The organism is Micromonospora sp. L31 (assembly GCF_052068075.1).
Lineage (GTDB): Bacteria > Actinomycetota > Actinomycetes > Mycobacteriales > Micromonosporaceae > Micromonospora > Micromonospora purpureochromogenes.
In genome coordinates this window covers 1,227,885-1,242,105 of record NZ_JBQHDC010000001.1, presented here as the reverse complement: position 1 = coordinate 1,242,105, position 14,221 = coordinate 1,227,885, and the positions used below count along the sequence as shown (strand labels likewise).

Below are 14,221 nucleotides of genomic sequence, written 5' to 3'. Positions count from 1 at the left end.
GTCACCCCTTCTCGGTGAAGCCGAACTGCACGATGCCCTCGTCGTCGACGGTTGCGTCGACGGAGGTGTCTTCGAGCAGCTCGGCGGCGTCCGGGTCGAGGAAGATGCGGGCGCCCTGGTTGTCGACCACCTTGTCGCCCTGCGCCGGTTCCGGCACCAGCTCGATGGTGAGCGAGCCGGCGTCGGTGTCCGCGGCGATGCGCAGCCCGCCGTCCTGGGCGACGTCCTGCTGGAGGGCGAGGTCGCGGATCACCATCACGGCGTTGTCGGTCATCTTGAGCATGTCGGAACTCCTCATGGGTTCTCGGCAGCGGGGCCTCGCGCGGAGTGGCGAAGCGCGCACCTGATGGCGAACCTGTCGTCGCCCGGCGAATCGGGGCGCATCGCGCAGCCCCCTCACCCCCACCGTGCCCCCTGGGCGGGCGTCCGTCAAATAGACCGGGCTCTGTGGGAGCGCCCCCGCGCCTACGGCGTTTCCGCTCCTCAGCGCCGCTGGCACCGTACGCTGGGACCGAGGTGGCCGGGACCGGTCAGCCGCCGCCCCGCCGCACCAGGACCGAGATCCGGAAAAAACTTTCGGCGAGGAGTCTTGCCTGGCGGAAATCTCCATGACAGCGTCGACGCATGCATCGTCGTCTCTTTACCCGGAGTCTGGCGCTGGCGACGCTCGCCGCCACCGTGGCCGCCGCCGGCGCCCTCCCCGCCACCGCCGAGTCGCCGACCCCGGCGGCCACCCGGCTGCACGCCACCATCGACGCGATCCTCGCCGACGCCCGGCTCACCGGGGCGCAGGCGGGCGTGGTCGTGGTGGACACCGCCACCGGGCAGACCCTGTACGACCGCAACGGTGACCGCCGGCTGATCCCCGCCTCCAACACCAAGCTGCTCACCTCGACCGCGGCACTGGAACTGCTCGGCCCGGGGCACCGGTTCACCACCGACGTGCACTCCACCGGGCAGCGCCGGGCCGGGCTCGTCTCCGGCGACCTCTACCTGCGCGGCGGCGGCGACCCGACGATGCTCGCCGCCGACTACGACGCGCTCGCCGCCGAGGTGGCCGCGGACGGCGTACGGGTGGTGACCGGCAACCTGGTCGCCGACGACACCCGCTACGACCGCACCCGGCTCGGTCCGGACTGGACGTGGGATGACGAGTCGTACTACTACGCTGCGCAGGTCTCGGCGCTGACCGTCGCCCCGGACACCGACTACGACGCCGGCACCGTGATCGTGCAGGCCGCCCCGGCCACGAGCGCGGGCGCGCCGCCGACGGTCACCATGACGCCGCCCAACGGCTACGTGCGGATCGACAACCGGGCCGAGACGGTGGCCGAGGGCGAGACCACGATCACCTTCGAACGGGAGCACGGCACCAACACCGTGGTGGTCACCGGCCAGATCGCCGTCGGCGACGCGCCGTCCAGCGACTGGATGACCGTCTGGGAGCCGACCGGGTACGCCGCTGACGTCTTCCGGGCCGCGCTGCGCCGCCACGGCGTGCGGGTGCTCGGGCGTACCGTGCTCGGCCGGGCCACCCCGGACGACGCGGCACCGGTGGCCCGGCACGACTCGATGACCCTGGTCGAGCTGATGGTGCCGTTCCTGAAGCTGTCCAACAACGGGCACGCCGAGGTGCTCACCAAGGAGATCGGGCGGGTCATCTCCGGCTCGGGCACCTGGTCGACGGGGCTGACCGCGATCAGCGAGTACGTCGCCGACACCGGCATGGACACCGGCACCCTGCGCCAGCGCGACGGCTCCGGGCTGTCCCGGCGCAACCTCATCCCGCCGGCCGAGTTCGTCGCCCTGCTCGCCGCGGTGCGCGCCGAGCCCTGGTTCGCCGACTGGTACGCCGCCCTGCCGATCGCCGGCAACGCCGAGCGTTTCGTCGGCGGGACGCTGCGGAGTCGGATGCGCAACACGCCGGCGGCGAACAACGTGCACGCCAAGACCGGCAGCCTGACCGGGGTCTCCGGCCTCTCCGGCTACGTCACCGACGCCGACGGCCGGGTGCTGGCCTTCTCCGTGGTGCTCAACAACTACCTGGCCTCGTCGGTGAAGGGGCTGGAGGACCAGATCGCCATCGCGCTGGCGTCGTACACCGAGAAGAGCGTGAGCACCGCGCGGGTGGCGCCGCCGGTGGCGCCCGACGCGCCGCGCGCCCGCGAGGGGCTGGAGTGCTCCTGGGTGAAGCCGATCGCCTGCTGAGAACGGGTGCGGGGCCCCGCCGGGACGGGGCCCCGCACCATCCGGCTCAGCCGGCGGCGGCCTCCCGCAGTCGGGCGACGGCGCGGAGCGGGTCGTAGCCCGGCCCGACCCGCTGGCCACTGGGGACGATGCTGCGTCAGGCCCGCTCCAGCACCACCACCGGGATCTCCCGGTCGGTCCTCGTCTGGTAGTCGTCGTACGCCGGCCAGATGTCGACCATCGTCCGCCACATCCGGGGCTTCTCCGCGGGCCCGGCGGTCCGCGCCCGCACCGCGAACGTCTCCGGGCCCACCTGCACCTCGGCCTCGGGATCGGCGAGCAGGTTCAGGTACCAGGCCGGATGCTGGGGCGCGCCGCCCTGCGAGCCCACGACCAGGTAGTCGTCGCCGTCGCGGCCGTAGATCAGCGCGGTCCGGCGCAACTTGCCGCTGCGGCGGCCACGGGTGGTCAGCAGCAGGGTGAAGACGCCCGGCCGCCACTCGTGCCCCTGCTCGCCACCGGTCTCGACGTACCGTCGGATGTGGTCGGCCACCCAGCCCTCGGGGCTGTCCAGCACCTGCTCGCTGGCTGTCACGGCCCGCCTCCCGCGCCTCGTCGCCGTCGTCGCGCCCACGCTACTCCGGCCGGCCGCGCAGAGCCGGCGAACCGGGTCAGCGCAGGGCGACCGCGCGCAGCGCGACGTTGCCGCAGTCGTTGAAGGTCTCCTCGTTGGTCCAGGAGATCAGCAGCTTCTGCCCCGGCGCGACCCGGAACCGGACGACGAACTGGGCGCTGTGGTTGGTGTGCGGGTCCTCCAGGCGCAGGGTGCTGGTCGGGCCACCGGTGGAGAGCCGAACATTGAGCCGGCCGCGGGCCATCCAGAGCCCGGCGAAGAGGTGCACGGTGCGCAGTTCGCCGCTGCCGAGCACGGCGAGGCGGAACCCGTTGCCGACGTGGCAGGTGTGGATGCCGGTCGAGGTGCCGCCCTCGCCCTGCACCGGGGCGCCGTCGCGCCAGCCGAACAGCTCCGGGTCGGTGTCGTAGCTGCTGCGCGCGCCCGGCCCGCCCTCGTCGCGGATCTCGCCCGAGCCTCCGCGCTTGCGGACCACGGAGTCCGGGCCGCGCAGCCCCCAGTGCACCCAGTCCCGGGCGCCGAGGTGGGTCAGGTCCACCATGGCCGGCACGTCGGCCCGGTCCACGCTGAGCAGCGGCGGCGTCGGCTTCGGCGCCGGCGTCGGGGTCAGCGAGGGCGACGGTGGGGGCGTCGGCGGGCGCTGCCGGGGCCGCAGCCCCGGCGACGCGACACCGGCCTCGGTCACCTGGCCGGGCAGGCCGGTCGGGCGGCCGGCCGGCGTGGAGGCCGCGCCGGGCAGCGCGTCGCCCTCACCGCGCGGCTCGGGCTTCGGATCGATGCTGAGGTACGCCACCAGCGCGGCGAGGCAGACGACGGCGGTCAGCGCCTCGACGGTCCACCGACGACGGTGCCGGTGCCGGGCGATCCGGCGTGCCGTGCGCAGGCCCCGGTCGAACCCCGTCCGTCTCGGCTCGTCGTCCGTCACCGCTTCTCCGCTCTCCCCACCCACGGTCGCGCCCGCGCGGCGGTCGCGGGTCGCTGCGTGAGCCGCCTCACGTTTGCATCCGAACGGCCTCTTGCGCCACCTGCGGGGGCAGGGGCGTTTCCAGTTCGTTACCAAGCGGTAGTAACGGAAACTTTCCTGTCAGTTATAGCCGCCTGTCCGGTTCGGGGCCAGCCGCGTCCCACCGGGAATCAGCGGATCTCGAAGCCCAGCGCCTGCGCCAGCACCAGCGCCTGCTCCGCGTCGATCACCGCGCCGGCCCGCTCGACCGCCGTCGGGTCCAGCGCGGTGAGATCGCTGCCGCGCAGGTCCGCCCGGCCCAGCCGCACGGCGTGCAGCTGCGCGGCGGAGAGGTCGACGCCGGTCACCGTCGCCCCGGTCAGGTTGGCCCCGGTCAGGTCCGCCTCCCGCATCCGCACGTCGGTGAGGCTCACCCCGCGCAGGTCCGCCCCGGGCAGCGCGACGAACGACCAGTCGCCGCCGGCGACCCGCAGCGGCCGCAGGTCGCACTGGTCGAAGGTGCTGCCCACCAGTTTGCAGCCGGTGAACTCCGCCTCGAAGAAGTTGCACCGCCGGAACACGCAGCGGGTGAAGGCCGAGTCGACGTGCCGGGAGGAGTTGAACCGCACGTTGCCGAAGGTGCACCCGGTGAAGGAGGCGTTCCGGCTGACCGCCTCGGTGAGGTCCACGTCGTGGAAGACGCAGTTCACGAAGTGCCGGTCGACCAGCTCCTCGGCGTACCAGTCCTGCTGGCGGAAGGTGACGTCCTCGGTCGGCTCGGGCATCGCACCACCCTATGCGGCGGCACCGACGGCGGCGGTGGGCCTTCCGCCGCCCGCGTACCGGCTAGTAGGTTCGGCGACGTGAGCGTGGCACGTACTACCGACCCGGACCTCATCGGCTTCGATCCAGCGCGGCTCGCGCGCATCGACCGACACTTCGGCCGGTACGTCGACGACGGCCGGCTCGCCGGCTGGCAGATCGTGGTCACCCGCCGCGGCGAGATCGCGCACTCCTCGACGTACGGCATGCGCGACGTGGAGGCCGGCGCGCCGGTGGAGCGGGACACCCTCTGGCGCATCTACTCGATGACCAAGCCGATCACCTCCGTCGCGGCGATGATGCTCTGGGAGGAGGGCCACTTCGAGCTGAACGACCCGATCAGCCGCTGGCTGCCGGAGTTCGCCGACGTCCGGGTCTTCGACAAGGGTTCGGCGCTCAAGCCGTACACGGTGCCGGCGATCGAGCCGATCCGGGTCTGGCACCTGCTCACCCACACCTCCGGCCTGACGTACGGCTTCGCGCAGACCTCGGTGGTCGACGCCCTCTACCGCGCCGCCGGCTACGACCTGGGTGTGCCGGCCGGGCTGGACCTGGCCGGCGCCTCGGCCGGGATGGCCCGGCTGCCGCTGATGTTCCAGCCCGGCACCGGCTGGAACTACGGCGTCTCCACCGACGTGCTGGGCCGGCTGGTCGAGGTGGTCTCCGGGCAGCGCCTGGACGCGTTCTTCACCGAGCGGATCCTCACCCCGCTGGGCATGACCGACACCCGCTGGTGGGTCGACGAGCCGGACGCCAAGCGGCTCGCCGCCCTCTACACCCCGCATCCCGGCACCGGGCAGGCGGTCCGCGTCGACCGGATCGGGGCGGCCGCGCTGAACCGCCCCGACTGCCTCTCCGGCGGCGGCGGGCTGGTCTCCACGGCCGCCGACTACCACCGGTTCACCCAGCTGCTGCTGCGCGGCGGCGAGCTGGACGGCGTACGGCTGCTCGCGCCCCGCACGGTGCGCTACATGACCCGCAACCACCTGCCCGGCGGCGGCGACCTGGCGTCGTTCGAGCCGGAGGGGTTCGCCGAGACGGTGCTGGACGGCATCGGCTTCGGCCTGGGCTTCGCCGTGGTGCAGGACCCGGTGCCCGCCCGGGTGCCCAGCAGCGTCGGCGAGTACTACTGGGGCGGCCTGGCCAGCACGGCCTTCTGGGTCGACCCGGTGGAGGAGATCACCGCGCTGCTGTTCACCCAGCTGATGCCGTCGAGCACCTACCCGCTGCGCTCGCAGCTGCGCCAGCTGGTCTACTCCGCCCTGGTCGACTGAGCCGTTCCGCCGACGAGCGGCCGGGCCGGTCCATAGCCTGGACGGCATGAGCAACGTCGTGGTGTACGGCGCCGGTGCCGCGGGCTCGCGGATCGTCACGGAGGCGGCCGATCGGGGACACCGGGTCACGGCGGCGGTCCGCCGCCCGGAGGCGCTCACCTGGCTGCCCGCCGGGGTGAAGGTGGTGACCGGGGACGCCACCTCGGCGCAGAGCGTCCGGGAGCTGGCCATCGACGCCGACGTCATCGTGGTGGCGATCGGCGGCGGGGAGCGGGCGCTCTGGCGCGACGCGGCGGAGAACCTGGTCACCGTCCTGCGGGACGTGCCGAACCCGCCCCGGCTGATCCACGTCGGCGGCGGGGCGACCCTGCTGACGCCGAACGACACGCCGCTCCTCGACGAGCCGGACTTCCCCGACGAGTACCGGGACGCGGCGCTGGGCCAGGCCGACGCCCTCGCCCTCTACCGGTCCTCGGCCGACGGGCTGACCTGGACGTATCTGTCCCCGCCGCCGGTGGAGTTCCACCCGGGCGAGCGGACCGGCCGCTACCGCACGGGCACCGAGCACCCGGTGGTCGACGAGGGCGGCCGCTCGGTGCTGACTTACGAGGACCTGGCGGTCGCCATCGTCGACGAGATCGAGAACCCGCGCTTCGAGAACATGCGGTTCACCGCCGCGTACTGAGGCTCAGGTCAGCCGGGCCGGGAAGCCGCCGGTGGCGATCGGCCCCCAGCTCTCGATGGTGACCCGGATCAGGGACTTGCCCTGGCGGACCATCGCCTGCCGGTACTCGTCCCAGTCCGGGTGCTCGCCGGAGATGCTGCGGAAGTACTCCACCAGCGGCTCCACAGCGTCCGGCAGGTCGAGCACCTCGGCGGTGCCGTCGACCTGCACCCAGGGGCCGTCCCAGTCGTCGGAGAGCACGCACGCGGAGACGCGCGGGTCGCGGCGGATGTTGGCCGCCTTCGCCCGTTCCGGATAGGTGGAGATGACCAGCCGGCCCTCGGCGTCGACGCCGCAGGAGACCGGCGAGGACTGCGGCCGGCCGTCGGACCGGGTGGTCATCAGCAGGACCCGGTGTCGGGGGCGGATGAACTCGATCAGGGCGTCCCGGTCGACCCGGGTGTTGCTCGCGATGGTGCGTGCCATGCGTCGGTTCTACCAGGCCGGGGCCGGCGTGCTCCGGCCGCGGGCCGGGCCGGGTCAGCGGGCCCGGCCGGAGACCCCACCGGGAGCCGCCTGGGTGGGGACCCGGGGCCGGGACGGCGGGCGCCAGGCGCGGCCGTTGGCGTAGATCACCCGGAAACCGAGGTACGCCGCGAGCGGCGCCCAGTGCGCCGAGCCCATCCGCAGCTCGGCGGCGTTGTGCCGCTGGCCGTTGGACAGCACGTCGAGCAGCACGGTTTCGAAGGCGGCCGATTCGACCCAGTCGACGTCGCGGGTGAAACCGCAGATCAGGGCCGCTCCGGTGACCTCCAGGAAGTCGCGTAGCACGGCATCGGAGGCCCGCAGCACCGAACAACTGCCGAAATAGAGCCGGCGTCCCTCGCACCGGCCGGCCATCCGCTGCGCCACGTCGGTCAGCTCCACGGAATCCCAGTCGGTGAGGCAGAGCCGGCTCGGCTCGCCGTGCATGGCGAAGAAACCGACCCGGTAGTCGGCGTACTGCTTGAGCAGCCAGCGGTCGAGGAAGTAGAAGAGCTCGTCCCGGGTGGCGGCGTCCTTGTGGATGAAGCGGATCCGGCCGAGCCGTTCCAGCAGCTCCAGGGTGGGCAGCACGGAGCCGCGCTCGTTGAGGTCCCGGTGCCACTGCCCCTCGACGCAGAAGACGCCACCGCGTGCCACGTCCACCTCCCCCGTCACACCGCCGCGCCTGACGTTACCGGGCCCGGACGGTGCGGCGACATCACCCGGAGTGTGCCCGCCGGCTCCCCCGTGTCACCTTCCCGACCTGCCGGGTCGTCCATTCCGGTCCCGCGATGTCTGCTCCGAACGGGTGTTTCGCAATTCACCGCAATTCCCAGGCAATGCCCAGGGACGGCCGATCGTGAGGACAATTCTCATTAATCGCCACCAACCGGCAGGGGAACTGTCAGGGTGAAAAGCGCGGGACGTTCCGGTCGATGTCCTGACGGGTCACCTCAATCGCTCTCCTATCGGGAGGACTTCTGTGCGCGTGAACACCTTGAAGCGAGCTGCCGTCGCGTTCGCCCTGGCGCTGCCGGGCGCCGCGATCGCCGCGGTGGTCGCGGCTCCAGCGGCCCACGCCGACGGCTGTTACACCTGGCAACGCACTCTCTCCGCCGGGAGCTCCGGCAACGACGTTCGTCAGTTGCAGATCCGGGTCGCCGGTTGGGCCGGCGCCGGCGGGATCGTCCGCATCGACGGCCGCTACGGACCGGAGACCGCCGCCGCGGTCAAGCGGTTCCAGACAGCGTACGGGCTGCGCAGCGACGGCATCGCCGGGCCACAGACCTTCAACAAGCTCTACCAGTTGCAGGACAACGACTGCACCCCGGCGCACTTCAGCTACTCGGAGCTGGACAACGGCTGCGGCCGCAGCGGGTGGAGCGGGGGCCCACTGTCGGCGGATCAGACCCGGGCCAACGCGGTACGGACCATGTGGAAGCTGGAGGCGCTGCGCCGGGGGCTCGGCGACCAGCCGATCAACGTCACCAGCGGCTTCCGCAGCACCACCTGCAACAACCAGGTCGGCGGCGCGTCGGACAGCCAGCACCTCTACGGCAACGCCGCCGACCTGACCTCGCGGAACAGGTCGCTGTGCGAGCTCGCCCGGGCCTCGCGCAACCACGGGTTCAGCGGGATCCTCGGCCCCGGGTACCCGGGCCACAGCACCCACGTGCACGTGGACTCGCGCCGGGAGAACAACAGCGACCGGACGGCGAACACCACCTCCTGGTCCGCCCCGGACTGCGGGGTGGGCAGCGGCGACTGAGCCGAACGATCCACCCGACGTGGCGGTGTCCCTCCGTGGGACGCCGCCACGTCGCGCACACCGGTCGGCGAGGACATCGCCGGCCCGGCCCGGGGTAGGGGACCGTCGGGCCGGCCGGCGAGGTGGCGCCCGGGCGATGCGGGCGGTCGTACCTCCGCTCAGCTCGCCCGGGGCCAGCGCGGCGCGGTGGCGGGGGGCGCCACCGGACGGCCGGGCCCACCGGACCGGACGGCGGGCCGGACTCCCGGTGCGGTGACCCGGCCGGTCTGGCCGCGCGTCGGATGGCCGTGGGCCGGCCGGTCGGTCGGGGTACGGCCCGGGTGGACCGGGGCCGGCCGGTCGGCCCGGGCGGTGGCGGGACCGTTGAAGGTGAACGGGAACGGCACGTGCACGAAGGGGTTGCCGTGCCGGATCAGCGCGTCGATCTGACGCTCGTTGAGCCCGTGCGTCTCCAGCACCCGGCGGCCCCAGCGGTGCAGGCGGCACGGGTACGACGCGCCGTCGTTGCGGCACAGCGGCCCGTTGGGCCACTCCTCGGCGGCGTGCACCACCACCGCCCGGACCGCGAGCCGGACGTCCTCCGGTGTCAGCGGCGCCGGCACCGGCACCTCACCCAGGATCTGATCGATGGGATCCGTCGACTGCTCACCAACTCGCAAGGCAGGCCTCCCGCAGCTCGGCAGCGATTGCGGCTGATCGCCGCAGCGCATCCTCGGCCAGTGGTACGGCCCGAACCGGACGAAAGTTCAATCGCGCCACCCGGTGAGGAGGTCCTCCGCCGGCCCCGGGCATCCGGGCCCGCTGCGCGAGCAGCCGCCCCAGGTCACGCGAGCAGCCGCCCCAGGTCATTGGCGTCGATCCCACCGATACTCTCATCGGTGATACAACCAAAAATGAGTGCCTTCCTGAGGGCGAGCACGGGGGCGTCAGACCAGGCCCGCGTCGTGTACCAGCAGCGCCACCTGCACCCGGTTGTTCAGCTCCAGCTTCGTCAGCAGCCGCGACACGTAGGCCTTGACCGTCGCCACGCTCATGTACAGCTCGGCGGAGATCTCCGCGTTCGTCCGGCCCCGCCCCAGCGCGACGGCCACCTCCCGTTCCCGCCCGGTCAGCCCGTCGAGCAGCCGCAGCGCCCGCTCCCGGCGGGGATCCGGGCCGGCCGGCCCGCCGGCGGTGACGTGGGTGATCAGCTTGCGGGTGACCGTCGGGGAGAGGGTCGCCTCCCCGGCCGCCACCCGGCGTATCGCCTGGACGATCTCGGCGGGCGGGGTGTCCTTGAGCAGGAAGCCGGCAGCCCCGGCGCGCAGCGCCCGCAGCACCTGGTCATCGGCGTCGAAGGTGGTCAGCACCAGTACCTCCGGCGGCCGGGGCAGCGCCCGCAGCGCCTCGGTCGCCGCCAGCCCGTCCACCCGGGGCATCCGGATGTCCATCAGCACCACGTCGGGCGCGTACGCCTCGACCGCCGCCGGCACCTCGGCGCCGTCGGCGGCCTCGCCGACCACCCGTACGTCCGGCACCCCGCCCAAAATCATCGACAGCCCGGCCCGGACCAGCGCGTCGTCGTCGACGATCAGCACCCGGACCGGTGCCGCCTCCTGGCCGGTCACGCCGGCCACGGCAGCCAGGCGGCGAGCCGGAAGTCGCCCGCCGGGTCGCGTCCGTGTTCCAGCCGGCCACCGGCGAGCCCGACCCGCTCGGCGATGCCCACCAGCCCGGTGCCCGCCCCCGGGATGGACGGCGCGGCGTGCTCCCCCACCGGCCACGGGTTGCGGATCTCGACGGTGAGGCCGTCACCGGGCCGGCCGGCCAGCCCGACCCGGACCACCGCACCCGGGGCGTGCTTGCGGGCGTTGGTCAGCCCCTCCTGCACGATCCGGTACGCGCTGCGCCCGACCGCGGCGGGCACCGACGCGGCATCGGTGACCAGGTCCTCGGTGCTCACCCGGACGCCGGCCGCCCGGCACTCGGCGATCAGCGCTGGCACGTCGGCAAGGGTCGGCTGGGGGCGTTCCGGCGTCTCCGGCTCCGCCTCGCCGGTCTCCGCCCGCAGCACCCCGATCACCTCGCGCAGGTCCTGCAGAGCGGCGTGGGCGCTGGCCCGGATCACCCCGGCCGCCCGGGCCACCTCCTCCGGCGGCGCGTCCGGCCGGAACTCCAGCGCCCCGGCGTGCAGGCTGAGCAGGGAGATCCGGTGGGCCAGCACGTCGTGCATCTCCCGGGCGATGCGGGTGCGTTCCAGCTGGCGGGCCTGGGCCACGCGCAGCTGCTGCTCGGCCTCGGCCCGGTGCGCCCGCTCCCGCAACGAGGTCACCAGCTGGCGGCGGGCCCGGACGAACATCCCCCAGGCCAGCACCCCGCCGAGGAACGACGTCGTCCAGATCAGCGCCGCCCAGAACGGCAGGGCCGGGTCGGGCCGGACGCTGATGTAGACGGGCGTCACCAGCAGGTGCGCGCCGACCAGCGTGGCCGCCACCGGGAACGGCCGGTGCACCGCCACCGTGAACAGGATGATCAGCAGCGCCACCGCCGCGGTGACGGAGAAGACCGCCAGCGGCAGGCTGGCCACGGCCAGGGCCACCGGCCAGCGCCGGCGCAGCCAGAGGGCCGCCGCGGTGAGCAGGCCCGTCACCAGGTCGACCTCGTTGAGCCAGGACGGCCCCGCGTTGAGCGCGAACTCCGGCGCCGGCCCGACCGAGTCCGCGAAGGCCAGCAGCGCCCAGAGCAGCGCGAGCAGGAAGGCGAGCCCGTCGACCAGCCAGTCGCGCGTCGTGCGGCGGGCCACCGGGGTCGCGGGGATCAGGGCCCCCGGCAACAGCCAGGGAAGTTCGGGTACGGCGGCACTGCTCACCCGCCAATGCTAGGTAGCCGTCCGGCGTCGGCGACAGCTACCAAAGTCGACGACCGCCGTGGCCACAGGTGTACCGGGCTCTCGACCACCGGCCGCAGCGCGACGCCGGGTGGCCCCGACAGGCTCGACGGCATGATCACGGTCGAACACCTCACCAAGCGGTACGGTCCGCACGCCGTCGTGGACGACGTGTCGTTCCACTGCGAGCCGGGGACGGTCACCGGCTTCCTCGGCCCGAACGGCGCCGGCAAGTCCACCACCATGCGGATGATCTGCGGCCTGACCCCGCCGACGTCCGGCGGGGCCACCGTCGCCGGACGCCCCTACCGCCAGCTGGCCAACCCTGGGCGGGAGATCGGCGTCCTGCTCGACGCCTCCGCCCAGCACGCGGGGCGCACCGGCCGGGAGGCACTCACCCTGGCCGCCCGGACCATGGGCGTCGACCGGCGGCAGGTCGCCGCCAAGCTCGACCTGGTCGGGCTGAACGCGGTGGCGGCGAAGCGGCGCGTCGGGGCGTACTCGCTGGGGATGCGGCAGCGGCTCGGCCTGGCGCTGGCGCTGCTGGGTGACCCCCGGGTGCTGATCCTGGACGAGCCGGCCAACGGCCTCGACCCGGAAGGGATCTTCTGGATGCGCGGCCTGCTGCGCGACTTCGCCGACCGGGGCGGCACCGTGCTGCTCTCCTCGCACCTGCTGCGCGAGGTGGAGGCGGTCGCCGACCGCTTGGTGGTGATCGGCGCCGGCCGGGTGGTCGCGCAGGGCGGCAAGGACGACCTGCTGGCCGGCAGCGGCACCCTGGTCCGCGCCCGGGACCCGCGGGCGCTGCGACTGACCCTGGACCGGGCCGGCCTGCCCGCCGACGCGGGCGCCGACGGCGGGCTCCTGGTGCGGGCCGAGGCCGAGGCGGTGGGGCAGGCCGCCGCGGACGCCGGCCTCGTCCTGACCGAGCTGCGGCCCGCCGGCAGCGGCGGCCTGGAACAACTCTTCCTCACCCTCACCGCCGGCACGTCGACGAAGGAAGCCGTGAAATGACCGCCACCACCGCCGCACCCGCCGTGACCGTCCGTCCCACGCCTGCCGGGCCGTCGCTGGTCCGGTTGACCGAGGTGGAGCTGCGCAAGCTCGCCGACACCCGGGCCGGCGGCTGGCTGCTGGTCACCATCGGGCTGATCGCCGCCGCCATCGTCACCGTGCAGCTCTTCGTCCTCGACGAGGTCGCGCAGACGTTCACCGCGTTCTTCGCCGCGTCTCTGCTGCCGGTCGGGCTGCTGCTGCCGGTGCTGGGCATCCTGTCGATCACCGCCGAGTGGTCGCAGCGCACCGCGCTGACCACCTTCGCACTGGTGCCGCGCCGGGAACGGGTGGTGGTCGCGAAGCTCGCCGCGGTGGTGCTGGCCGCGCTGGCGTCGGTGGCGGTCAGCCTGGCGGTGGCCACCGTCGGCACGCTGGCCGCCCGGGCCACCGGCGGAGCGGGCAGCTGGATCTTCGACTGGTCCCAGCTGGGGCACGCGGCCGTGCTCCAGGTCACCAGCGCGCTGATGGGCGCCGCCTTCGGCCTGCTGCTGCTGAACACCCCGTTGGCGATCGTGACCTACCTGCTGCTGCCCACCGTGTGGAGCATCCTCGCCATGACGGTCGCGGCGCTGCGCGGACCGGCCCGCTGGCTGGACACCTCGGTGACCATGGAGCCGCTGTTCGGCGCCGAGGTGACCGCCGGGCAGTGGGGGCGGCTCGGGGTGTCCCTGCTGGTCTGGATGGTGGCACCGCTCGCCGTCGGCCTGGTCCGCACCCTGCGGAGCGAGGTGGCGTGAGCGTGCGCGCCGAGGAGCAGGCCAGGGTGGTCGACGGCGGCGTCGGGGAGCTGGTGCTGATGTGGGGCGGGTTCCCGCTGCTCGGCGCGGGGCTGGGCGCGGCACTGACCGCCGTGTCCGGCTGGCTCGCCGACCTGCCGTGGGTGCCGTTCCAGGGCTGGTTCGAGCTGCTGGCCGGGTTGCCCGAGCGGCAGGCGCTGGCCGGCGGTACGGCGCTGCCGGCGCTGGCCGGCCTGCTCGTCGCGTACGTCGGGACGCGGGAACGGCTCACCGTGACGGTCGACCGGACGGCGGTGCGGCTGCACCGCGACGGCCACGGCCGGGACATCGCCCGCGCCTCGGTCGCCTGCGTCTTCGTCGACGGCAAGGCGCTGGTACTGCTCGACTCCGACGGCGCCGAACTGGCCCGGGAGAAGTCGGACCTGAGCCGCGAGCGGCTGCGCACGGCGTTCACCGCGCAGGGCTGGCCGTGGCAGGAGGACGACCCGCACCGGGACGCGTACCGGCGGTGGGTGGAGGGGCTGCCGGGGCTGCCAGCCGGCGCGGACGCGCTGCTGCGGGCCCGGCAGCGGGCCGTCGACGCCCGGCGCGGGGACGACGCGCGGGACCTGCGCCGGGAACTGGCCCGGCTCGGGGTGGTGGTACGCGACGAGGACGGGCGGCAGTACTGGCGGCTGGTCCGGCTTCCGCTTCACCCGGAGGAAAGCGGTGACGGACTGTAGCGTGGCTGTCGAGGAGCCCTGAC

At 73.7% G+C, this 14,221-nt stretch carries 16 protein-coding genes; 7 read left to right on the top strand and 9 right to left on the bottom strand.

The genetic code is table 11. From position 1 onward, the window contains the following. Position 1: 1 nt before the first annotated feature. The gene (locus ACTMS9_RS06045; protein ID WP_441144879.1) at positions 2-283 is read right to left on the bottom strand and encodes an iron-sulfur cluster biosynthesis family protein; all 282 of its coding nucleotides are present in this window, start codon (positions 281-283) and stop codon (positions 2-4) included. Positions 284-624: 341 nt separating this feature from the next. Between ACTMS9_RS06045 and dacB the strand changes: the two genes are divergently transcribed. Next, positions 625-2,208: a D-alanyl-D-alanine carboxypeptidase/D-alanyl-D-alanine endopeptidase gene (dacB, locus tag ACTMS9_RS06040; RefSeq protein ID WP_441164351.1), complete on the top strand. Its 1,584-nt coding sequence runs from the start codon at positions 625-627 to the stop codon at positions 2,206-2,208. Between the two features lie 136 nt (positions 2,209-2,344). Here the strand turns inward: dacB and ACTMS9_RS06035 are convergent, their stop codons facing one another. The 3 genes from ACTMS9_RS06035 to ACTMS9_RS06025 form a co-directional block, all read right to left on the bottom strand. Beyond that, positions 2,345-2,782 carry a nitroreductase family deazaflavin-dependent oxidoreductase gene (locus ACTMS9_RS06035; protein ID WP_441164350.1) on the bottom strand — a complete coding sequence of 146 codons (438 nt, stop codon included), beginning with the start codon at positions 2,780-2,782 and terminating at the stop codon, positions 2,345-2,347. A 76-nt stretch (positions 2,783-2,858) separates the two neighbouring features. Then, positions 2,859-3,746: a hypothetical protein gene (locus tag ACTMS9_RS06030; protein ID WP_441164349.1), complete on the bottom strand. Its 888-nt coding sequence runs from the start codon at positions 3,744-3,746 to the stop codon at positions 2,859-2,861. A gap of 209 nt (positions 3,747-3,955) precedes the next feature. Then, on the bottom strand, positions 3,956-4,549 hold the full coding sequence (locus tag ACTMS9_RS06025) for a pentapeptide repeat-containing protein (RefSeq protein ID WP_441144887.1): 594 nt from the start codon (positions 4,547-4,549) through the stop codon (positions 3,956-3,958). A 78-nt stretch (positions 4,550-4,627) separates the two neighbouring features. Between ACTMS9_RS06025 and ACTMS9_RS06020 the strand changes: the two genes are divergently transcribed. Both ACTMS9_RS06020 and ACTMS9_RS06015 read left to right on the top strand, forming a co-directional pair. Beyond that, complete coding sequence (locus ACTMS9_RS06020; RefSeq protein ID WP_441144889.1) at positions 4,628-5,860, top strand: serine hydrolase domain-containing protein; 1,233 nt, start codon at positions 4,628-4,630, stop codon at positions 5,858-5,860. A gap of 46 nt (positions 5,861-5,906) precedes the next feature. Continuing rightward, the gene (locus ACTMS9_RS06015) at positions 5,907-6,545 is read left to right on the top strand and encodes an NAD(P)-dependent oxidoreductase (protein WP_441144891.1); all 639 of its coding nucleotides are present in this window, start codon (positions 5,907-5,909) and stop codon (positions 6,543-6,545) included. 3 nt (positions 6,546-6,548) lie between these two features. Here ACTMS9_RS06015 and ACTMS9_RS06010 read toward each other — a convergent pair whose 3' ends face one another. Both ACTMS9_RS06010 and ACTMS9_RS06005 read right to left on the bottom strand, forming a co-directional pair. After that, complete coding sequence (locus tag ACTMS9_RS06010) at positions 6,549-7,010, bottom strand: PPOX class F420-dependent oxidoreductase (protein ID WP_441164348.1); 462 nt, start codon at positions 7,008-7,010, stop codon at positions 6,549-6,551. 54 nt (positions 7,011-7,064) lie between these two features. Continuing rightward, positions 7,065-7,706 (bottom strand): DUF6642 family protein, encoded by a 642-nt coding sequence (locus ACTMS9_RS06005; protein WP_441144895.1) that lies wholly within the window; start codon positions 7,704-7,706, stop codon positions 7,065-7,067. 325 nt (positions 7,707-8,031) lie between these two features. On the opposite strand from ACTMS9_RS06005, the gene ACTMS9_RS06000 reads away from it, so the two are divergent. Then, positions 8,032-8,817 carry a D-Ala-D-Ala carboxypeptidase family metallohydrolase gene (locus ACTMS9_RS06000; protein ID WP_441144897.1) on the top strand — a complete coding sequence of 262 codons (786 nt, stop codon included), beginning with the start codon at positions 8,032-8,034 and terminating at the stop codon, positions 8,815-8,817. Between the two features lie 158 nt (positions 8,818-8,975). Here ACTMS9_RS06000 and ACTMS9_RS05995 read toward each other — a convergent pair whose 3' ends face one another. From ACTMS9_RS05995 to ACTMS9_RS05985, 3 genes are all read right to left on the bottom strand, one after another. After that, positions 8,976-9,476 carry a hypothetical protein gene (locus ACTMS9_RS05995; protein WP_441164347.1) on the bottom strand — a complete coding sequence of 167 codons (501 nt, stop codon included), beginning with the start codon at positions 9,474-9,476 and terminating at the stop codon, positions 8,976-8,978. Positions 9,477-9,743: 267 nt separating this feature from the next. After that, positions 9,744-10,442 carry a response regulator gene (locus ACTMS9_RS05990; protein ID WP_441164440.1) on the bottom strand — a complete coding sequence of 233 codons (699 nt, stop codon included), beginning with the start codon at positions 10,440-10,442 and terminating at the stop codon, positions 9,744-9,746. Continuing rightward, positions 10,421-11,665, bottom strand: coding sequence for a sensor histidine kinase (locus ACTMS9_RS05985; RefSeq protein WP_441164346.1), 1,245 nt, complete (start codon positions 11,663-11,665; stop codon positions 10,421-10,423). Before ACTMS9_RS05985 ends, ACTMS9_RS05990 begins: the two co-directional genes overlap by 22 nt. A 132-nt stretch (positions 11,666-11,797) precedes the next feature. On the opposite strand from ACTMS9_RS05985, the gene ACTMS9_RS05980 reads away from it, so the two are divergent. Genes ACTMS9_RS05980 through ACTMS9_RS05970 form a run of 3 tightly spaced genes read left to right on the top strand, consistent with a single transcriptional unit; the run spans position 11,798 to position 14,198 of the window. Further along, positions 11,798-12,697: an ABC transporter ATP-binding protein gene (locus ACTMS9_RS05980; protein ID WP_441164345.1), complete on the top strand. Its 900-nt coding sequence runs from the start codon at positions 11,798-11,800 to the stop codon at positions 12,695-12,697. Beyond that, positions 12,694-13,476 carry an ABC transporter permease gene (locus ACTMS9_RS05975; RefSeq protein ID WP_441164344.1) on the top strand — a complete coding sequence of 261 codons (783 nt, stop codon included), beginning with the start codon at positions 12,694-12,696 and terminating at the stop codon, positions 13,474-13,476. The genes ACTMS9_RS05980 and ACTMS9_RS05975 overlap by 4 nt, the downstream gene beginning before the upstream one ends. Next, complete coding sequence (locus tag ACTMS9_RS05970; RefSeq protein ID WP_441164343.1) at positions 13,473-14,198, top strand: YqeB family protein; 726 nt, start codon at positions 13,473-13,475, stop codon at positions 14,196-14,198. Before ACTMS9_RS05975 ends, ACTMS9_RS05970 begins: the two co-directional genes overlap by 4 nt. Positions 14,199-14,221: the final 23 nt, after the last annotated feature.